Origin of the sequence: Aeromonas sp. 159, from assembly GCF_963862045.1 — a bacterium.
GTDB lineage: Bacteria > Pseudomonadota > Gammaproteobacteria > Enterobacterales > Aeromonadaceae > Aeromonas > Aeromonas veronii.
Genome location: NZ_CAWLMI010000077.1, coordinates 1 through 19650, shown reverse-complemented (window position 1 = coordinate 19650; position 19650 = coordinate 1). Strand labels below are relative to the sequence as shown.

Below are 19650 nucleotides of genomic sequence, written 5' to 3'. Positions count from 1 at the left end.
GCGCCGCGGAAGAGGCTCGCATTGCCGCCGAAGCTCGCGCTGCGGAAGAGGCACGTATCGCTGCCGAAGCCCGCGCCGCGGAAGAGGCTCGTATTGCAGCCGAAGCCCGTGCTGCGGAAGAGGCTCGCATTGCCGCCGAAGCCCGCGCTGCGGAAGAGGCTCGTATCGCTGCCGAAGTCCGCGCCGCGGAAGAGGCCCGTATTGCTGCCGAGGCTCGCGCTGCGGAAGAAGCTCGTATTGCCGCTGAAGCTCAGGCTGCGGAAGAAGCCCGTATCGCCAAAGAGGCCCAGCGAGCGGAAGATATGCGCCTGGTCGCCGCGATGGAGGCTGAGGCCGCCGCACTGGCTGCCCTGCCGCTGGCCGCCAAGGTGGACGACGACACCCAGGACAAACCGCAGCGGGAGGGCTTCTTTGCTCGCCTCAAGCGCAGTCTGGTGCGCACCAAGGAGAATATCGGTTCCGGTTTCTTCGGCCTGTTTCGTGGCAAGAAGATCGACGATGAGCTGTTTGAAGAGCTGGAAACCCAGCTGCTGACCGCCGATCTCGGTGTGGATACCACCACTCGCATCATCGAAGGGCTGGTACAGCACGCGGATCGCAAGCAGCTCAAGGATGCCGAAGCGCTCTACGGTCTGCTCAAGCAGGACATGGGCGAGATGCTGGCCAAGGTGGAGCAGCCGCTGGTGATCGACACCAGCAAGAAGCCTTATGTGATCCTGATGGTCGGTGTAAACGGCGTCGGCAAGACCACCACCATCGGCAAGCTGGCCAAGCAGTTCCAAGCCGAGGGCAAGAGCGTGATGCTGGCGGCGGGTGACACCTTCCGTGCCGCAGCGGTCGAACAGCTGCAGGTTTGGGGTCAGCGCAACAACATTCCGGTGATTGCCCAGCACACCGGCGCCGACTCCGCTTCCGTCATTTATGACGCTATCGAGGCCGCCCGCTCCCGCGGGGCTGACGTGCTGATCGCCGACACCGCCGGTCGCCTGCAGAACAAGAGCAACCTGATGGAGGAGCTCAAGAAGGTGGTGCGGGTGATGAAGAAGCTGGATGAAGAGGCGCCCCACGAGATCATGCTGACGCTGGATGCCGGCACCGGCCAGAACGCCCTGAGCCAGGCCAAGCTGTTCAGCGAGGCAGTGGGCCTGACCGGTATCACCCTCACCAAGCTGGATGGCACTGCCAAGGGCGGCGTCATCTTTGCGGTGGCCGACAAGTTCCAGATCCCGATCCGCTATATCGGGGTGGGCGAGGGGATCGACGATCTGCGTCCCTTCGTTGCCAACGACTTCATCGAGGCGCTCTTCAGCCGCGATGAATAAGTCCGGCCGCGATGAGTCAGCTCAGCCGTGATGAGTAAGTGTTCCATACCCCGACTCCGGTCGGGGTTTGTCAATTTCAGGGAACCGTTATGATTCGTTTTGACAAGGTCAGCAAGGTATACAGCGGTGGCCATCAGGCGTTGCAGAAGGTCAGCTTTCACCTGCGCAAGGGGGAGATGGCTTTTCTGACCGGGCACTCGGGGGCGGGCAAGAGTACCCTCCTCAAACTGATCAGCGTGATGGAGCGTCCGACCGATGGTCGCGTCTTCTTTCATGGCGATGATGTCAGCCATATCCAGCGCAGCCAGATCCCCTATGTTCGCCGCCAGATCGGGATGATCTTTCAGGATCACCGGCTGTTGATGGACAGAACCGTGTTTGACAACGTGGCGCTGCCGCTGGTGATCGATGGCTACAGCCACGCCGATATCAACAAGCGCGTGGCGGCGGCGCTGGACAAGGTGGGGCTGCTCGGCAAGGAGCGTTACCAGCCGCGTATGCTCTCCGGTGGTGAACAGCAGCGGGTCGGCATCGCCCGTGCCATCGTCAACAAGCCGCCGCTGCTGCTGGCGGATGAACCGACCGGCAACCTGGATCCCCAGCTCTCCATGGATATCATGCGGCTATTTCAGGAGTTCAATAATTTTGGGGTCTCGGTACTGATTGCCACCCACGATCTGGGGCTGATCGCCCGCATGCGCTATCGCACTCTGACCCTCAAGGCGGGTCGCATGTACTCGGCCGGGGAGGAGCTCTGATGGCTATCGTTCGTCATAAACAACCGCCGCTGCGCCGTCTGATGATGTACGGGGTTGATCATGTGCGGCAGGCGTTTGCCAGTCTCGGGGAGTTGTGGCGCAATCCGCTCGCCTCTCTGATGACGCTGGCGGTGCTCGGCGTCAGTCTGGCGTTGCCCTCCTGCTTCCACGTGCTGCTGAAAAACGCCGAGGTGGTGGAAAGGAGCTGGCAGACCAGTTCCCAGATCTCCCTTTACCTGCGCAAGGATCTGCCGGAGCAGAGCATTCTCGATCTGCAGCACCGGATCCTGCTCTATCCCGAGGTAGATTCGGTCACCTACCTGAGCCGTGACGACGCGTTGCGGGAGTTTCGCGAGATCTCCGGCTTCGGCGATGCCCTCGATTATCTGGACAGCAACCCGCTACCGCCGGTGCTGAGCGTGATCCCGGATCCGCGCTGGCAGAACCCGGAAGGGGCAGCCGAGCTGCTCAGCAAGCTCAACAACGAGGTGGGGGTCGAGCAGGGCAAGCTGGATCTGCAGTGGCTGACCCGGCTGCAGGGGATCATGAACCTGCTGCGCCACACCATTACCGGTATCGCGGTGCTGCTGCTCTCCGCCGTGTTGCTGATTGTCGGCAATACCCTGCGTCTCAACATCCTCAACCAGCGTTCCGAGATTGAAGTGCTCAAGCTGGTGGGGGCGACCGACTCCTTCATTCATCGCCCTTTCCTCTATACCGGCATCTGGTTCGGGGTCATCGGCGGCATGCTGGCCTGGTGGCTGACCGAAGTGATGGTGATCTGGAGCGAAGGGGTGGTGAAGGAGCTGGCGGGCTTGTATAACAGTAACTTCCGGTTGGTTGGCATGGGGGCGGTAGACGGGATCAATCTGATCTTGCTGGGCGCCCTGCTGGGGCTGATTGCCTCCTGGTTCTCGGTCCATCGCCACATTCGCGACATCGAACCATCCTGATTATTTTGTCATCAAAGTAAATCGCTGGATTTTGAGAGGCGGATCAAGTAAAAGAGGGGCCGTTTCTGGCTTGGCACCCATAGTCAGAGTATTCTGAATAACAATGATCTTCCGGATCTTCGCTAGATCCAGTGAACCTTCTGATTTATAAGCAGTCTATTAAAGCTGAAGCATTTATACGGGTGTGGCCCCTCTGCCTTGCTCGTCAGACTTGGCAAGCATGTGAAGGTTGCGAGCTCCGCAACAATGGACTTAGCATGCTACTTTTCGGGGGTCCTTCATTGTGACCCCCTTTTTTTGACTGTTCATTCATGATTCATCCTGCAGGCTTAAGATAAGCCGGTCTAAAACTGGGCATGTTCTTTGATACACGCCGCAGAATGGCATCCGGTCAGTAGACAGACCCTCTCAGGGTGTTAGACTGATTCGATTGAAAAGTAAGAGGTAACAGATGGGAACTTCATTGCAGCGCACTATGGCTCTGATTCCGCAAGGTAGTCTGGAAGGCTATATCCAGGCAGTAAACTCTATTCCTGTGCTGAGCGCAGAGGAAGAGCGTGAACTGGCTGAGCGTTTGCAGCAGGATGGCGATCTCGAGGCTGCCCGTCAGCTGGTTATGTCGCACCTGCGCTTTGTCGTTCATGTCGCCAAGAGTTATGCCGGTTACGGCTTGCCCCAGGCTGATCTGGTTCAGGAAGGCAATATCGGCCTGATGAAGGCGGTCAAGCGCTTCGACCCGACGGTCGGCGTGCGTCTGGTCTCCTTTGCCGTGCACTGGATCAAGGCCGAAATCCACGAATATGTCCTGCGCAACTGGCGCATGGTCAAGGTGGCGACCACCAAGGCCCAGCGCAAGCTCTTCTTCAACCTGCGCAAATCCAAAAAGCGTCTGGGCTGGCTGAACCACGAAGAGGTTCAGGCCGTGGCGGCCGATCTCGGCGTTTCTGCCGCTGACGTGACCGAAATGGAAGCGCGGATGGCCAACTACGATCAGGCGTTCGATCTGGTGGGTGACGATGAGGAAGAGGGCGGTTTCGCTCCGGTTCACTATCTGGAGGACAAATCCTCCGATCTGGCCGCGACCATCGAGAACGACAACTGGGACGATCATGCGACCCGTCGTCTGAGCTCGGCCCTCGCCACTCTGGATGAGCGCAGTCAGCACATCATCCGCGCCCGCTGGCTCGATGATGACAGCAAGACCACTCTGCAGGAGCTGGCCGATACCTACGGCGTCTCTGCCGAGCGTGTGCGTCAGCTTGAGAAAAACGCACTCAAGAAGCTGAAAGATGCCATGGAAGCCTGATGCTTCCTCTCATAAAAACAGGGCCTGATGGCCCTGTTTTTGTTTCGCAGGGATCTGGTCGGCCTTGCTTTGGTTACCCTTGAGTGTGTTATGTTGCCGCCACTGCCACATTAGGGAGAGCAGAAGTGAAACTGTTGAACGACCTGTTTACCAACAACCGTGAGTGGGCCGAACGGATCAAAGCCGAAGATCCCGCTTTCTTTGCCACTCTTTCTGCCCAGCAGGCCCCCGAATACCTCTGGATCGGTTGTTCCGACAGCCGGGTCCCCGCCAACCAGCTGATGGGCTTGCTGCCGGGGGATGTCTTCGTCCACCGCAACGTCGCCAATCTGGTGGTACATACCGATTTCAACTGCCTCTCCGTGCTGCAATACGCGGTGGAAGTACTCAAGGTGAAGCACATCATTGTCTGCGGTCACTACGGTTGCGGCGGCGTCAAAGCCGCGATGCAGAACCAGGAGCTGGGTCTCATCGACAACTGGCTGCGCAACATCAAGGATGTCTACTTCAAATATGGTGAAGAGCTCGAGGCCATCGAGGATGAGCACGAGCGCTTCGACTATCTGTGCGAGCTGAATGTGGCCGAGCAGGTTGCCAACGTCTGCCACACCACCATCATCCAGAACGCCTGGCGCAAGGGGCAGGAGCTGGCCGTCCACGGCTGGATCTACGGGATCAAGGATGGCTTGCTGCATGATCTCGATCTCTGCATCAGCGGCCCGGATCAGATCCCCGATGTCTACCGTGCCTGGCCGGACATGCGTCCGCCCCACCGTCGGCGCTAGGGAGCTTCATGGTGGCGCCAGCCCTCTATCTGCAGATCAAACAGCATATTCTGGACGGGATCCGCGAACGCCACTATCAGGCGGGGGACAGGATCCCGACCGAGGCGGCCCTGTGCGAGCAGTTCACCGTGAGCCGGATGACGGTCAACCGGGCGCTGCGGGAGCTGGTGGCGGAAGGGTGGCTGGTGCGTACCGCCGGTTCCGGCAGCTTCGTGGCGGACCGGCGTACCGAGTCGCCGTTGCTGGCTATTCGCAACATTGCCGACGAGATCGCCGAGCGTGGCAGCGAGTACAGCGCCCGGGTGATCCGGCTACAGCGACTGGCCGCCGACGAGAAGGTGGCGGTACAACTGGGGCTGCGGGTTGGCGCCCCCATCTTTCACAGCCTGATCGTCCATCAGGCCGATGGGGAGCCGTTGCAATTGGAGGAGCGCTTCGTCGATGCCGGGCGCTTGCCTGGCTATGGCGAGCAGGATTTTACCCAACAGACCCCCAACCGCTATCTGATGGATGTCTGCCCCCTCTCCGAGATGGAGCACGTGGTGGAAGCCGTGTTGCCCAGCGCCGGTGAGGCGGGATTGTTGCAAATCCGCGTAGATTCTCCCTGCCTGTTGTTGCACCGGCGTACCTGGTCGGAGGGGCATCTCGTCTCCTACGCCCGTTTGCTCTCCCCCGGTTCCCGCTACAAGCTCAGCTCCAAGACTCAGCTGGAGTAAATGTCTATACAACTCGATTTTGCAAAGCCCACCTCCTGGTGGGCTTTTTTGTGCTTAAACTCTAAGTTTGATGCTGTTATCAGGATGTGAATTTCGCTCTTCCTTTCGTCATAGAGATCGACTATAAGAATATGTATATACATTTGAGGTCGCTATGAACAAGGAACTGTTGAACTGCGAGCGGGTCTGGCTCAACGTGACGCCCGCTACCCTGAATGATGAGCTGGCCGACTACGGCCTGCTGCCGCTCCATGCCATCGGCGTGCAGGATGGCAAGATCCACGCGCTGGTGCCGATGGCCGAACTGAAGGGGCCGTATCCTGCTCACTGGCAGGATATGTGGGGCAAGCTGGTCACCCCCGGCCTTATCGATTGTCACACCCATCTGGTCTTCGCCGGCAGCCGTGCCGAGGAGTTCGAGCTGCGCCAACAGGGAGTGCCCTATGCCGAGATCGCCCGTCGGGGCGGTGGCATCATCAGCACGGTGCGTGCCACCCGTGCCGCCAGCGAAGAGCAGCTCTTTAAGCTGGCGTTGCCGAGGGTGAAATCCCTGATCCGCGAAGGGGTCACCACGGTGGAGATCAAGTCCGGCTATGGCCTGACGCTGGATGACGAACTCAAGATGCTGCGGGTGGCCCGCCGACTGGGAGAGGCGTTGCCGATCCGGGTCAAGACCACTCTGCTGGCGGCCCATGCGGTGCCGCCGGAATATCGCGACGATCCTGACAGCTGGGTCGAGACCATCTGTCAGGAGATCATCCCGGCCGCCGCCGAGGCGAGCCTGGCCGATGCGGTGGATGTTTTCTGCGAGCATATCGGTTTCTCGCTGGCCCAGACCGAGCAGGTCTATCTGGCGGCGGATCAATACGGCCTACCGGTGAAGGGGCATATGGATCAGCTCTCCAACCTCGGTGGCAGCACCCTCGCCGCCAACTTCGGCGCCCTTTCGGTGGATCATCTGGAGTATCTGGATCCGCAGGGGATCCTGGCGCTGGCCCAGCGCGGCGTAGTCGCTACCCTGCTGCCCACCGCCTTCTATTTTCTCAAAGAGACCAAGCTGCCGCCGGTTGCCGCCCTGCGCAAGGCGGGGGTGGCGATGGCGGTCTCCTCCGACATCAACCCGGGCACGGCCCCCATCGTCTCGCTGCGGATGGCGATGAACATGGCCTGTACCCTGTTTGGCCTGACCCCGCTGGAGGCCATGGTCGGGGTGACCCGCCACGCCGCCAAAGCGCTTGGCGAGCAGGAGCGCCTTGGCCAGCTCAGGGTGGGGATGGCGGCCGATTTCCTGATCTGGCACTGCGCCCATCCGGCCGAGCTGAGCTACATGGTCGGCGTCGATCAGCTGGCTGGCCGCATCTTCAACGGCGAGGAGACCCTCCATGGATAAATTCAACCCGGTCGACATGTCGCTCTGGCAGGGACGACAGGATCCGGAAGATGGTGAACAGGCCCTGCGCTGGCATGACAAGGTGCAGCCCTGGGCTGCCGAGGCACAAGAGGCAGCTGGTGTAGTGCTGCTCGGTTTTGCCTGCGATGAAGGAGTGCGCCGCAACAAGGGGCGTGTCGGCGCCGCCGGGGCGCCGCTGGCGGTGCGCAAGCTGCTGGCAAATACCGCTTGGCACCTGAATCGACCCGTCTACGATGGCGGGGATGTGAGCTGTTCCGATGGGGATCTCGATGCTGCCCACGGCCGTCTGGCCGAGCGGGTCGCCGCTGCGCTTGATCTGGGCCACTTCCCGCTGGTGCTGGGGGGCGGCCACGAGGTGGCGTTCGGCAGCTGGAGCGGCCTTAACCGTTATCTGGGTGGTAGTGGCAAGGTTGGCATCATCAATTTCGACGCCCATTTCGACCTGCGGATGAAACAGGATCTGGCCAGCTCCGGCACCCCCTTCTTCCAGATTGCCGAGCAGTGTGCCGCTCAGGGCACACCGTTTCGCTACGCCTGCCTCGGGGTGGCCGAGACCGCCAATACCCAGGCGCTGTTTGCACGGGCCGACGAGTTGGGGGTCTGGTATGTGAAAGATGAAGCCATGAGCGAGCGTGCTCTGCCCACCTTGCTAAGCGGGCTGGACGCCTTTATCGCCGATTTCGGTCACCTCTATCTGACCATCGACCTTGATGTGCTGCCCGGCAACCTGATGCCGGGAGTGAGTGCCCCCGCCGCTCGCGGCGTGGAGCTGGCGGTGATCGAACCGCTGATCGCCCATATCCGGGCCAGCGGCAAGCTCAGGCTTGCCGATCTGGCCGAGTACAACCCGACGCTGGATCAGGACAACCGCAGTGCCCGCGTGGCCGCGCGACTGGTTCATCTGTTGACCCGTTAACCCTTTTGGCCGCCCGTCGCCGAAGGCACCCTATTGATACAACAAGGAGTGTGTATGTCTGTGCAACAGCAGGATCCCCGTCATGATCCTAACCGCGTGATCCGTGCCCCGCGCGGCACCGAACTGACCGCCAAGAGCTGGCTCACCGAAGCGCCGCTGCGGATGCTGATGAACAACCTGGACCCCGAGGTGGCCGAGCATCCCCAGTCGCTGGTGGTCTATGGCGGCATCGGTCGCGCCGCCCGCAACTGGGCCTGCTTTGACAAGATCGTCGAGGTGCTGACCCGGCTCGAGGAGGATCAGACCCTGCTGGTGCAATCCGGTAAGCCGGTCGGGGTGTTCCAGACCCACAAGGATGCGCCGCGGGTGCTGATTGCTAACTCCAATCTGGTGCCGCATTGGGCCAACTGGGAGCACTTCAACGAGCTCGATAAGAAGGGCCTGATGATGTACGGCCAAATGACCGCCGGCTCCTGGATCTACATAGGCACTCAGGGGATCGTGCAGGGCACCTACGAAACCTTCTTCGCGGTGGCCAACCAGCACTTCAACGGCGAGCCCAAGGGACGCTGGATCCTGACCGGTGGTCTCGGCGGTATGGGCGGTGCCCAGCCGCTGGCTGCCACCATGGCCGGTTTCTCGATGATCGCGGTGGAGTGCGACGAGACCCGCATCGATTTTCGTCTGCGCACCCGCTATGTGGACAAGAAGGCTCACAGTCTGGATGAGGCGCTGGCCATGGTCGAAGAGGCCAAACAGAGCGGCACCGCCATCTCCATCGGCCTGGTCGGCAACGCCGCCGACGTGTTCGCCGAGCTGGTGGTCCGGGGCATCACACCGGATGTGGTGACCGACCAGACCTCCGCCCACGACCCGGTGCACGGCTACCTGCCGCAGGGCTGGAGCGTGGCCAAGTGGCGCGAGCTGCAGCAGAGTGCCCCGCAGGAGGTGAATCTGGCCGCCCGTCGCTCCATGGCGCGTCAGGTGGAGGCGATGCTGACCCTGCAAGAGCGCGGAGCGGCGACTCTGGATTACGGCAACAACATTCGCCAGATGGCGCTGGAGGAGGGGGTGGCGAACGCCTTCGACTTCCCCGGCTTCGTCCCCGCCTACATTCGCCCGCTGTTTTGCGAGGGGATAGGCCCGTTCCGCTGGGTGGCCCTCTCCGGCGATCCGGAAGATATCTACAAGACAGATCAGAAGGTGAAAGAGCTGATCCCCGACGATCCTCACCTGCACAACTGGCTCGACATGGCCCGCGAGCGCATCGCGTTTCAGGGGCTGCCAGCGCGGATCTGCTGGGTCGGGGTCAAGGATCGGGTGCGGCTCGGTCTGGCCTTCAACGAGATGGTGAAAAACGGCGAGCTGAAAGCCCCCATCGTCATCGGCCGCGACCATCTGGATTCCGGCTCGGTGGCGAGCCCGAACCGCGAGACCGAGTCGATGATGGATGGCTCCGATGCCGTCTCCGACTGGCCGCTGCTCAACGCCCTGCTCAACACCGCTGGTGGTGCGACCTGGGTCTCCCTGCACCACGGCGGCGGGGTCGGCATGGGCTTCTCCCAGCACTCCGGCGTGGTGATCGTCTGTGACGGCTCCGATGATGCGGCTCGCCGCGTGGGTCGGGTGCTGCGTAACGATCCGGCCACCGGGGTGATGCGCCACGCGGATGCGGGTTACGAGATTGCCATCAACTGTGCCGTTGATGCGAAACTGGATCTGCCGATGATTGACGGCGCCAACGGTGTCAAAGGAAAGGTGTAACACCATGTTTGAATTGACTATTACTCCGGGCGAGCTGGATCTTGCCACCCTGCGCCGTGTCAGCCGCGAGCCGGTACATGTTTCACTGGATTCGGCCGCGCTGCCGGGGATCCACGCCTCAGCTGCGGTGGTTACCAAGGTGATCGAGCAGAACCGGGTGGTGTATGGCATCAACACCGGTTTTGGCCTGTTGGCCAACACCCGCATTCCGGTGGAGCAGCTGGACGAGCTGCAGCGCTCCATCGTGCTTTCCCACGCGGCAGGGATTGGCGAGTACATGGATGACGCCACCGTGCGGCTGATGATGGTGCTCAAGCTCAACTCGTTGGCGCGGGGCTTCTCCGGCATCCGGCTGACGGTGCTTGAGGCCCTGATGACCCTCATCAACGCCGAAGTCTATCCGGTGGTGCCGAAGAAGGGGTCCGTCGGTGCCTCCGGCGATCTGGCGCCGCTGGCCCATATGAGCTGCCTGCTGATCGGGGAGGGCAAGGCTCGCCACAAGGGCGAGCTGATCAACGCCGCCACGGCGCTGAAAATTGCCGGGCTCGAGCCTATCGCGCTGGCACCCAAAGAAGGATTGGCGCTGCTCAACGGCACCCAGGCGAGCACCGCCTTCGCGCTGGAAGGGCTGTTCCACGCCGAGGATCTGTTCGCTGGTGCCATCACCATCGGTGCCATGAGCGTGGAGGCTGCGCTCGGCAGTCGCCGGCCGTTCGATGCCCGCATCCACGCGGTGCGCGGTCAGCGTGGCCAGATCGATGCAGCTGCCTGCTACCGTCACATGCTGGTTGATGGCAGCGAGATCGGCATGTCCCACCACAACTGCGAGAAGGTGCAGGATCCCTACTCATTGCGCTGCCAGCCGCAGGTGATGGGTGCCTGCCTGACCCAGATCCGCCACGCCGCCGAGGTGCTGGTGTGCGAGGCCAACGCGGTCTCCGACAACCCGCTGGTGTTTGCCGATGACGAGGAGATCCTCTCCGGCGGCAACTTCCACGCCGAGCCGGTGGCCTTCGCTGCCGACAATCTGGCGCTGGCCATCGCCGAAATCGGCTCGCTCTCCGAGCGGCGGATGGCACTGCTGATCGACTCTCGGATGTCCGGTCTGCCGGCGTTTCTGGTCAATAATGGCGGGGTCAACTCCGGCTTTATGATCGCTCAGGTCACCTCGGCGGCGCTCGCCTCCGAGAACAAGACCCTGGCCCATCCCGCCTCGGTGGATAGTTTGCCCACTTCCGCCAATCAGGAGGATCACGTCTCCATGGCGACCTTCGCTGGCCGCCGGCTTGCCGATATGGCCGAGAACACCCGTGGCATTCTGGCGGTCGAACTGCTGGCTGCGGCACAGGGGCTGGATTTTCGCGCGCCGCTGCGCAGTACCGAGCTGATCGAGCTGGCCAAGGGACGACTGCGGGCAGAGGTGAGCTTCTACGACAAGGACAGGTACTTCGCGCCGGACATCGAAGCGGCCGCCGCCCTGCTGGGCCGTGCCAGCTACAACGACCTGATCCCGGCCGGGGTGCTGCCCAGCCTGTAAGCCTTGATCCCCCTTCTCTCCTGGCGGGAGAAGGGTTGGGGATGAGGGGGAAGCAGCTTCACAGGCGCCGGTGACAGCCGGGAGCAGATAACAAAAGACCGCCCAATCGGGCGGTCTTTGCGTTTCTGACGTTGGTTGAACGCGGTTATTCGTGTTCGAACATCAGGAACAGATAGACCACGAACAACACCAGATGGGTCGCTCCATGGAGCACATTGGTGCGGCCGCTGCTGAAGGTCACTTTACAGACCATCAGGGTCGTGACCAGCAGCACCATATCGGCGGGGGAGAGGCCGAGGCGTACCTCCTGATCCAGCATGGAGCCGATAAAGAGCACGGCAGGCACGGTGAGAGCGATGGTGGCCAGCACAGAGCCGAAGTAGAGGTTCATTGCTCGCTGCAGCTGGTTGTTGAAGGCGGCCTTGATGGCACCGACTGCTTCGGGGGCCAGCACTATGCAGGCCACGATAAAGCCGCCCAGTGCGGCGGGTGCTTCCATCACATGCACCCCGTAGTTGATGGGGATGGCCAGGGTCTTGGCCAGCAGGATTACCACCAGCAGGTAGGCGAGCAGCAGGATGGTGTGATAGACGTTGCTCTGCAGCGGGCCGTGGTGCTCCTCGTAATCCTCGTGATCGCTGTCGACGAAGAAGTGGCTGTGGCTGCGGGTCTGGATCAGCAGAAAGACCCCGTAGAGCAGGATCGAGATGATGATCAGCATCCACGACATGGCGCGCGACATACTGCCGATTGCACCACCCTCGGTGAAGTTGGGCAGCACCAGACAGAGCAGGGCCAGCGGGATGATGGCCACCAGATAGGATTTGACCCCGTCCAGATTGAAGCTCTGGGTGTGGTAGCGCCAGCCGCCAAACAGCAGGGTGAAGCCCACCAGACCGGTACTCACCAGCATCACTACCGCAAACATGGTATCGCGGGCCATGGTGGGGTTGGGCTCGCCGGTCAGCATCACCGAGGAGATCATCACCACCTCCAGCGAGATGACCGAGAGGGTGAGGATCAGGGTGCCGAAGGGCTCGCCCAGCTTGATGGCGAGGGCATCGGAGTGGCGCACCACCGAGAAGATGGCCCAGGTGACGATGGCCAGTAGTGCCGCCGAAACCGGAAGATAGATCCCGAGCGGAGTTGTCTCTGTCAGCAGGTCACTGCCCAGGGTCTTGAAAAAGAGCAGGGTCAGTAGGCCAACGGGCAGGGCAATCTCTTGCCGGATAACTGTCTTCATAGGCAATGGTTCTCTATTGGGGGTCTTGACGACCGGATGACATAAACAGGCTGCACGGTTATCGGTTGCGCAATAACCGGCTCCTTATGATAAAGGTTGTTATCCCCGTCAGGGCAGATCATTTTGTTGCTGAATGTAAATAAGGGGTGGCAGGAGACGGTTTGATTTCACCATGGAGCCGGGTCAGGGCCTGCAGGAGGCTTTATCCGCCTGATAGCCGGGCTGGGTTACGGAGCTACCGCCAGCATCAACCTGATGATGCCGAGCCGCTGGCCAAACCGTTTCACGGCCAGATCCTGCCATATCTGCGTTAGCTGGCCTTCTGGTGTTGCGACTGCCACTCCCGTTGCCAATGGGTCAGTATCTTCAGCGGCATGGGTTTGCCGAAGAAGTAGCCCTGGATCAGATAGACGCCGTGCTGGCTCAGATAGTCGACCTGCAGCTGGCTCTCGACCCCTTCGGCGATCATCTCCATGCCCGATTCCCGACCGAAGACGATGATGGCATCCAGTACGCTACGCTTGAGGTCGTTGGTGCCTATGGTATCGACGAACATCTTGTCGATCTTGATCTGGCGGATCCCCAGGCTCTGCAGGTAGGCAAAGCCGCCATAGCCGGTACCGAAATCATCCAGCTTGAAGTGATACCCCATCTGTTGCAGCAGGGTGATCTCCTCGGTGGCCGCCTTGATGTCAAGGATCGGCTTGCGCTCCGTCAGCTCGAAGGTGAGCCGGGTAGGTGAGGGGTTTTGACTGTGAGCGAGCAAGGTGCGCAGCAGGGGCTGCTCGATATGGGCCGCCACCAGATTGACGCTGACCCACTGCTCCGGTGCCAACTGCGGCAGGTCGGTGATCACCTGCTCCAGCAACTGTTCGGTCATCGGCAGGATCAGCCCCTGCTCCTCTGCATATTCGATAAAGGTGCCCGGAGGGATCAGCTCGTTTCCCCGCTGCCAGCGCAGCAGCGCCTCGAATCCCACCACTTGGTGGGTACGGGCATCCACTATCGGTTGGTAGAGGGGAATAAATTCCCTGCGTATCAATCCTGTTTGCAGCAGTCCCTTGAGGGAGCGCCGATAGCTGCGCAGCAGCCAGTATGTGACGCTTAACAGGGCGCCGAGCGCGATACCGAACCAGAGACCGTAGTGATTGAGTTGGTCATAGGCATATTGCTCCAGCGCTTTTCCCGCCCAGACCGTCTGTTTGGTGAGTTCATTGGGATCGAAGAAACTCAGGCTGATATTGCTCTCTTCCTGTTTGATCTCCTTGTCGCCACGGGGAAAGTGGACTGTGCTTGCATCGTTATCCTGTCGGCTGAACTCCAGATAGAAGCAATGGCTGCAGGGGTGTTGCAGCAGGTCGTGGCTCCAGCTGTTATCCAGCACCCAGTAGGCGAGGTTGCCGCCGGATCGGTAAAAGGCCACCAGCTCCTGTTTGGTATTGTATTTGGCCACTGTGGCGGTGATCCCCAGTTTGCCGAACTTCTGCCCGCTATTCTGGAGCTCTTTGATCAGCGGGATCTCCACCCCCAGGCTGGAGCAGCTGTTGCCGGAGGCGAGCTCCAGCCCTTGCAGGCGGATATGAGCGCTGTAGAAGCGCGGATCGCGCAGCAGCTCCATGTCTTTGGCGCCGCAGTTGAACTCAAATTGTGCCAGTTGTTTGTTGATGGCGGCATCCAGCTCCCGGTGGCGTACGGCCATGGCTCCCTTGAGCTCGGCAACCTTCTCTTCCAGCAGATGAAAGGCCATCGGCTTGGCAAACCACAGGCCGAGAAACTGGCTGCCCACGATAGGCAGGACGAACAGCAACAGAGCGATCCAGACGGGTGATTTACGCAAAGGAAGTACCTGCCAGTTTCATGAGACACAAATGGACTTAGCCATCATAGAGCATTAGTGCAATCAATTTGAGTCCGAGTTGTCACACTTGTTGATTGATTTTTTAACTACATGATTTTAAATGTGTTTATTATTAACTTTGGCTAGATTCAATCGCTGACCTGTCATAAATGACAATTGCTCAGCTTATCCGAACTGCATTAGAGTAGCCCTGCGGTTTGACTCACCGTGTGTTCAATACTCCTGTATCTGTTTTTTGTCAGTAGCACAGAGTGTTAGTTTTGATATGAGTGTTCCTTTTGGTCCCCTTTGAGGGACCATTTTTCTGTCTGTCATCCCGCCCTTTCCCGCATTTGTAGCCCGTCATCCTTGGTATTCTCCCTCTGCTTTGGGTTATGCTTGCCCGCTTAAATTGCAGAAGCGGGATCTTCATCCATAGCTGTGGCCCGATCGCCGCTGCTACCATGAGGCGACATGGATGATGCTGGGCATACGGAAAGGCGCATGAAACTCACTACACAGCTTGTCTCATTTATCACCCTTTGCGTGATCGCAGCCATGGCGACCGTGCTGATTGGCGGGGTGTTCAGCTTTCGCGAGCTGGGCATGGAGTTGCAGCAAAAGAAGGTCGATGCGCTGGTCGAAGTGATCGACAAGCAGCTCGATGTTGCTCACGACATGGAGGATATGAGCCACTGGTTGCCCACTCTGCTGCGGGCCGCCCATGTGGTCGAGCTGGAGGTGCGCCAGAATAACCAGCGGGTCTACTGGTTCCGCGATGTGCGCAATCCGGTCGACGAACAGCTGCTGGTGCCATACAGCCACCCGCTTCCCCATCAGGCCGGCATGCAGGCTAACTTCAAACTGGAGCGCCCCTTCAAGGAGGCGGAATACTCCATCAAGGCGATGTCCGGCATCTCGCTGGGCATCTTTATCGTGGTGTTCGGTCTCTGGTACTCCATCCGCTGGCTGCGCCAGCAGTTGCGCGGGGCCGAGCTGCTGGGCATTCGTGCCCAGCTAATCCTCGATGACAAACTCTCCAAACTGAGTCATGACCCCGCCGAAGAGTGGCCGGTGGCCGCCAGTCAGGCCCTCGATCATCTGCTCGCCGAGCTGGCGGATGCCCGCAAGGAGCGCAGCCGCTTCGACAACTTCATTCGCAGCAACGCCTTCGTCGACAAGATGACCGGCATCGGCAACCGGCTGTTTTTCGACAACCGGCTGGAGAGCGCCATCATGGAGGCGAGCGTGATGAGCGGCGGCGTGCTGCTGATCGATCTCGCCTGTCTGGAGGAGCTGGAGGCCGATCAGTTCGAGTTGCTGGGGCACGATTTGATGATGGAGGCGAGCGCCACCATCGGTGCCTTCGTGCGCAAACACAACGGTGCCCTGCAGGCTCGCTATGCCGGTCAGGTCTTTGCGGTGCTGCTGCCCAATATGTCCGAGAGCGAGATGGTGGATAGCGCCAGCCAACTGCTCAAGAGCCTGCAACGGCTGCATTGGCCGCAGGAGGTCAATCCGGAGACTGCGGTCTATCTCGGCGCCGTCTGTTATCAGGCAGAAGACAGCCTGCTCAAGGTGCAGGAGGAGGCGGAGCTGGCCCTCAAGAGCGCCCGGCTACAGGGCCACAACGGCTGGTTCCTCTACGAGAAGCAGTTGGATGAGGAGCAGAGCAGCAAGGGCACGGTACGCTGGCGCACCCTGATCAGCCGCCGTCTCGAAGAGCACGGTATCGAATTTTATACCCAGCCGATCCAGCAGGATCGGGGGCAGGTGGTGTTGCAGCAGGAGCTGCTCACCTATCTGCACGATGAGCAGGGGCGTGCCCTGCAGGCGGGGATCTTCATGCCGATGGCGGAGAAGGTGGGCTTGTTGCTGCAACTGGATCGGCTGGTGGCGGAGCGCACTCTCGCCCTGCTGCGCCAACGATCCGAGCAGAGCTGCCCCATCAGCCTGACCCTCAGTGCCCAGAGCCTGCTCAACCGCGAGTTCCAGCGCTGGCTCTTCTTCGCCCTGTTCCAGCTGCCACGCAGCACCAACGAGCGGCTGATCCTGCAACTCTCCGAATCCCAGGTGACCCGTCACTTCGAGGCGCTCAAGCGGCCACTGCGCTCCTTGCGGATGCTGGGTTGCCAGCTGGCCATCGATCATGCCGGTCAGGATGTGGTGAGCACCCAATACATCAAGGAGTTCGAGATCAACTTCCTCAAGCTGCACCCCAGCCTGGTACGGGAGATCCATGCCCGTCAGGTCAACCAGATGGCGGTGCGCAGTCTGGTAGGCGGCTGCGCCAATACCCGCACCCGGGTGCTGGCAGTGGGGGTGGAGAGTGGCGATGAGTGGAAGATGCTGCGCCACCTCGGGGTGCATGCCGGGCAGGGGCCCTGGTTTGCCGAGCCCCAGCGTCTGGTGCTGGAACCGGCTGGTGATTGAGATAAACAACAGAGGGTCGCCTTGGGGCGACCCTCTGTTGTTTGCGATGCTGTTTGCGGTTGCCGTCAGGCAGGGATCACAGTCGCCCCTGCTCCCGCAGCCCGGCGAGCCCTTGCATGCCGCCAGTGTGGATAAAGACGATTTTGCTGCCGAGGGCGATACGGCCCGCCGCCAGTTCGCGAAACAGACCCCACATCGCCTTGCCGCTATAGATGGGTTCAAGGGGCAGATCGGTCGTGGCGCTGAAATCCTGCACCCACTGCCAGAGGGTCGGGCTGAATTTGGCGTAGCCACCATCGTGGTGATCGAGCGCGATGCGCCAACCGGGGATGCTGGCAGCCGCGGGATGGAGGCGACACACCTCGTCAGCGATAAAGCCACCTCCTTTCAGTACCGCAATGGCGAGGATCTGCTCCCGATCCCGTTTGCCGGCGATCAGGCCCGCCAGAGTGCCGCCGCTGGCGCAGGGCAGTACCCAGAGATCCGGCGAGAAGGGCACTTCGCCGACCAGTTCCGCCACACCGGGGATGGCCAGCGGGCTGCTACCCCCTTCCGGCACGATCAGGGTATCCGGCGCGTCAAATTGGGCCAGCCAGTCGGGATCCTGCCGTCGCCGGTAACTCTGGCGGTCGACGAAAACGAGATCCATGCCCCAGCGCTGGGCATCCCGCAGAGTAGAGTTACTGACGGCGTCATATTCGCCCCGTATGATACCGGTAGTACGAAGACCAGATTGGCACCCCGCTGCCGCCAGCGCGTGGATATGATTGGAATAGGCGCCGCCAAACGAGAGCAGATGCCGTTTGCCGTGCTCTTTGGCATGCAGCAGGTGGTACTTGAGCTTGCGCCACTTGTTGCCGGAGATGGCCGGATGGATCAGATCATCACGCTTGCACCACAGCTCGACACCATAGCGGGTCAGCAACGGATGGTGGAGGCGTTGCAGGGGGGAAGGGAGGATGGCTTGACCCTCTGACTCGGCGGAAAGGTTGGCTTGCAATGGTGAGTCCGTCTTTTAATCTGGAGGCTAATCTGCTGTTTATGTTAATATTTCATACATTTAATCACTATTGATGGGCGGGCTTACATGAAACAACTGTTCAGACGGTCGACGCCAAGCCGCCAGGTCGGGCTCTTGCTGGCCAATGACAGGATCATGCTGGCTGCGGTGGGCAATCCCCCCGTCTTCGCGACGCGCACCATCAACGGCCCACAGGAGTGGGCAGTGGCCATGAACGAGCTGTTCAGCCGTCATGGGCTGGCCAAGTCTACGGTGCGGGTGGCCCTCGCCGCCAGCCTTTATCAACAGATCCAGATCGACAAGCCTGCCGTGCCTGACGCCGAGATGGCGGGGGCGCTTCCCTGGGCCATCAAGGACTATGTCAGCGAACCCGTGCTGCAACTGGCGATGGATTATGTGGACTTGCCCACCCCGCCTGCCGGTCGTCCGCGCATCAATGTGATCTGCCTGCCCAAGAGCCGGGTGCAACAGCTGGCCGATGCCATCAATGGCATAGCCACCCTGCAATCCATCATCAGCGACGAATTGGCGCTCACCTCTCTCTATGACGCGGATGACACGGTGCGCATGCTGCTGTGGCAGCCCAAGGGGCAGGATCTGCAACTGCTGGTCTTCCATCAAGGCGGGCTCTGCTTCTCCCGCCAGCTGCGCGGTTTCACCAGCCTGACTGGCGAACATGAACCGGACAGTATGTTGCTCGATTCGCTGGCGCTGGAGATCCAGCGCTCCCTCGACTATCTGGCGGGCCAGCTGAAATTGCCCGAGCTGGGGCAGATGCAGTTTGCCGTCGCCTCGCCCTTTATCGGTACCCTGGTGCGCCACATGGAGCAGACCTTCGGCTTTGCCGTCTCCGCCATGGCCAACAAGGCAGTCCTGGCCGGCGTCGAATACCTCTCGGCCTACGCCGCCGCCATCGGGGAGGATGCGTGATGAGACGTCAGATAAACCTCTATGGCGCCGAGTTTCGCCCCAAGCGACAGTGGGCCAGCCTCAATCAGATGGCGCTGGTATGGGGCTTTGCGCTGTTGCTGATCCTGTTGATGGGCGTCGGTTACAGCTGGCAGCAGCAGCAGGTCAGTCGGGCGCTGGCGCAGCGCTCTGCCGAGCTGGAACTCAAGCGCAGCGAGGCGCAGCGGCTCGATGCCGAGCTGGCGCGCCATCAGGCAGATCCCAGGCTGCAACAGCAACTGGTCAACAAGCAGGATGAGCTGACGGCCAAGCAGGGGCTGATGCGCCAATTGGGCAGCCTGACCCTGCAAAAATCCCAGGGCTACGCCAGCGTGATGGCGGATCTTTCCCGCATTCGCAACAGCAACCTCTCGTTGCAGCGCATCGAGATCAACGAAGGGCGGATCAACCTCTCCGGCTTTGCCGGACGCAGTCAGGATGTGCCGGCCTGGGTCAACCGCTTCAAGCAGACCCCGAGTCTGGTAGGCAAGGAGTTTGGTGAACTGACCCTCGGCCGTGACAAGGAGGGTCGCCTGACCTTCCAGTTGAGCGGCATTGCGCGGGAGAAACCCTGATGAACCTGAAAACACAATGGCAGGCATGGGGCCAGCGTATCGCCGTGTTGAGCCAGCGGGAGCGGGTGTTGATCCTGCTGACCGGTCTAGTGCTGCTGGGCGCGGCCGGACTCTACGGCTGGCTC

General features: G+C 60.8%; 16 protein-coding genes and 1 pseudogene. 14 read left to right on the top strand and 3 right to left on the bottom strand.

The window, feature by feature from the left end; translation table 11 throughout:
* From ftsY to hutH, 10 genes are all read left to right on the top strand, one after another.
* Positions 1–1322 (top strand): signal recognition particle-docking protein FtsY (ftsY, locus tag AACR14_RS13595; RefSeq protein ID WP_019446560.1); only part of this gene is annotated, 1322 nt, incomplete at its 5' end.
* A gap of 89 nt (positions 1323–1411) precedes the next feature.
* Complete coding sequence (gene ftsE, locus AACR14_RS13590; protein ID WP_005339995.1) at positions 1412–2080, top strand: cell division ATP-binding protein FtsE; 669 nt, start codon at positions 1412–1414, stop codon at positions 2078–2080.
* Complete coding sequence (gene ftsX / locus AACR14_RS13585; RefSeq protein ID WP_019446559.1) at positions 2080–3033, top strand: permease-like cell division protein FtsX; 954 nt, start codon at positions 2080–2082, stop codon at positions 3031–3033. Before ftsE ends, ftsX begins: the two co-directional genes overlap by 1 nt.
* 451 nt (positions 3034–3484) lie before the next feature.
* The gene (gene rpoH, locus AACR14_RS13580) at positions 3485–4339 is read left to right on the top strand and encodes an RNA polymerase sigma factor RpoH (protein WP_005339997.1); all 855 of its coding nucleotides are present in this window, start codon (positions 3485–3487) and stop codon (positions 4337–4339) included.
* A gap of 125 nt (positions 4340–4464) precedes the next feature.
* A complete protein-coding gene (gene can / locus AACR14_RS13575; RefSeq protein ID WP_005339998.1) occupies positions 4465–5124 on the top strand; it encodes a carbonate dehydratase in 660 nt (219 codons plus the stop codon).
* Positions 5125–5135: 11 nt separating this feature from the next.
* The gene (hutC, locus tag AACR14_RS13570; RefSeq protein WP_026035093.1) at positions 5136–5840 is read left to right on the top strand and encodes a histidine utilization repressor; all 705 of its coding nucleotides are present in this window, start codon (positions 5136–5138) and stop codon (positions 5838–5840) included.
* Between the two features lie 154 nt (positions 5841–5994).
* Entirely contained in the window at positions 5995–7230 is a 1236-nt protein-coding gene (gene hutI / locus AACR14_RS13565; protein WP_019446557.1) for an imidazolonepropionase, read from the top strand.
* The gene (gene hutG / locus AACR14_RS13560) at positions 7223–8167 is read left to right on the top strand and encodes a formimidoylglutamase (protein WP_019446556.1); all 945 of its coding nucleotides are present in this window, start codon (positions 7223–7225) and stop codon (positions 8165–8167) included. Before hutI ends, hutG begins: the two co-directional genes overlap by 8 nt.
* 54 nt (positions 8168–8221) lie before the next feature.
* Entirely contained in the window at positions 8222–9931 is a 1710-nt protein-coding gene (gene hutU, locus AACR14_RS13555; protein ID WP_019446555.1) for a urocanate hydratase, read from the top strand.
* Positions 9932–9935: 4 nt separating this feature from the next.
* Complete coding sequence (hutH, locus tag AACR14_RS13550; RefSeq protein ID WP_019446554.1) at positions 9936–11468, top strand: histidine ammonia-lyase; 1533 nt, start codon at positions 9936–9938, stop codon at positions 11466–11468.
* 145 nt (positions 11469–11613) lie between these two features.
* Here the strand turns inward: hutH and AACR14_RS13545 are convergent, their stop codons facing one another.
* Both AACR14_RS13545 and AACR14_RS13540 read right to left on the bottom strand, forming a co-directional pair.
* The gene (locus AACR14_RS13545) at positions 11614–12711 is read right to left on the bottom strand and encodes a calcium:proton antiporter (RefSeq protein ID WP_005348596.1); all 1098 of its coding nucleotides are present in this window, start codon (positions 12709–12711) and stop codon (positions 11614–11616) included.
* A gap of 310 nt (positions 12712–13021) precedes the next feature.
* The gene (locus tag AACR14_RS13540) at positions 13022–14548 is read right to left on the bottom strand and encodes an EAL domain-containing protein (protein ID WP_019446553.1); all 1527 of its coding nucleotides are present in this window, start codon (positions 14546–14548) and stop codon (positions 13022–13024) included.
* Between the two features lie 504 nt (positions 14549–15052).
* Between AACR14_RS13540 and AACR14_RS13535 the strand changes: the two genes are divergently transcribed.
* The gene (locus AACR14_RS13535) at positions 15053–16981 is read left to right on the top strand and encodes an EAL domain-containing protein (protein ID WP_005357697.1); all 1929 of its coding nucleotides are present in this window, start codon (positions 15053–15055) and stop codon (positions 16979–16981) included.
* A 76-nt stretch (positions 16982–17057) separates the two neighbouring features.
* On the opposite strand, the gene AACR14_RS13530 is transcribed toward AACR14_RS13535, so the two are convergent.
* Positions 17058–17981: a 1-aminocyclopropane-1-carboxylate deaminase/D-cysteine desulfhydrase gene (locus tag AACR14_RS13530; protein ID WP_019446552.1), complete on the bottom strand. Its 924-nt coding sequence runs from the start codon at positions 17979–17981 to the stop codon at positions 17058–17060.
* 87 nt (positions 17982–18068) lie between these two features.
* Here AACR14_RS13530 and AACR14_RS13525 point away from each other — a divergent pair, with 87 nt between their 5' ends.
* The 3 genes and pseudogenes from AACR14_RS13525 to AACR14_RS13515 all read left to right on the top strand — a co-directional run.
* The gene (locus tag AACR14_RS13525; RefSeq protein WP_026035092.1) at positions 18069–18932 is read left to right on the top strand and encodes a hypothetical protein; all 864 of its coding nucleotides are present in this window, start codon (positions 18069–18071) and stop codon (positions 18930–18932) included.
* On the top strand, positions 18932–19525 hold the full coding sequence (locus AACR14_RS13520) for a PilN domain-containing protein (RefSeq protein WP_019446550.1): 594 nt from the start codon (positions 18932–18934) through the stop codon (positions 19523–19525). Before AACR14_RS13525 ends, AACR14_RS13520 begins: the two co-directional genes overlap by 1 nt.
* Positions 19525–19650 (top strand): annotated as a pseudogene (locus AACR14_RS13515) (MSHA biogenesis protein MshJ); the annotation flags it as partial. The gene AACR14_RS13520 and the pseudogene AACR14_RS13515, both read left to right, overlap by 1 nt.

Bases quoted from the DNA above. Each gene is read 5' to 3' on its own strand.
- hutU (WP_019446555.1), top strand. From the start codon at position 8,222: ATGTCTGTGCAACAGCAGGATCCCCGTCATGATCCTAACCGCGTGATC.
- ftsE (WP_005339995.1), top strand. From the start codon at position 1,412: ATGATTCGTTTTGACAAGGTCAGCAAGGTATACAGCGGTGGCCATCAG.
- AACR14_RS13535 (WP_005357697.1), top strand. From the start codon at position 15,053: ATGAAACTCACTACACAGCTTGTCTCATTTATCACCCTTTGCGTGATC.
- hutG (WP_019446556.1), top strand. From the start codon at position 7,223: ATGGATAAATTCAACCCGGTCGACATGTCGCTCTGGCAGGGACGACAG.
- hutH (WP_019446554.1), top strand. From the start codon at position 9,936: ATGTTTGAATTGACTATTACTCCGGGCGAGCTGGATCTTGCCACCCTG.
- rpoH (WP_005339997.1), top strand. From the start codon at position 3,485: ATGGGAACTTCATTGCAGCGCACTATGGCTCTGATTCCGCAAGGTAGT.
- AACR14_RS13545 (WP_005348596.1), bottom strand. From the start codon at position 12,711: ATGAAGACAGTTATCCGGCAAGAGATTGCCCTGCCCGTTGGCCTACTG.
- ftsX (WP_019446559.1), top strand. From the start codon at position 2,080: ATGGCTATCGTTCGTCATAAACAACCGCCGCTGCGCCGTCTGATGATG.
- AACR14_RS13520 (WP_019446550.1), top strand. From the start codon at position 18,932: ATGAGACGTCAGATAAACCTCTATGGCGCCGAGTTTCGCCCCAAGCGA.
- hutI (WP_019446557.1), top strand. From the start codon at position 5,995: ATGAACAAGGAACTGTTGAACTGCGAGCGGGTCTGGCTCAACGTGACG.
- AACR14_RS13525 (WP_026035092.1), top strand. From the start codon at position 18,069: ATGAAACAACTGTTCAGACGGTCGACGCCAAGCCGCCAGGTCGGGCTC.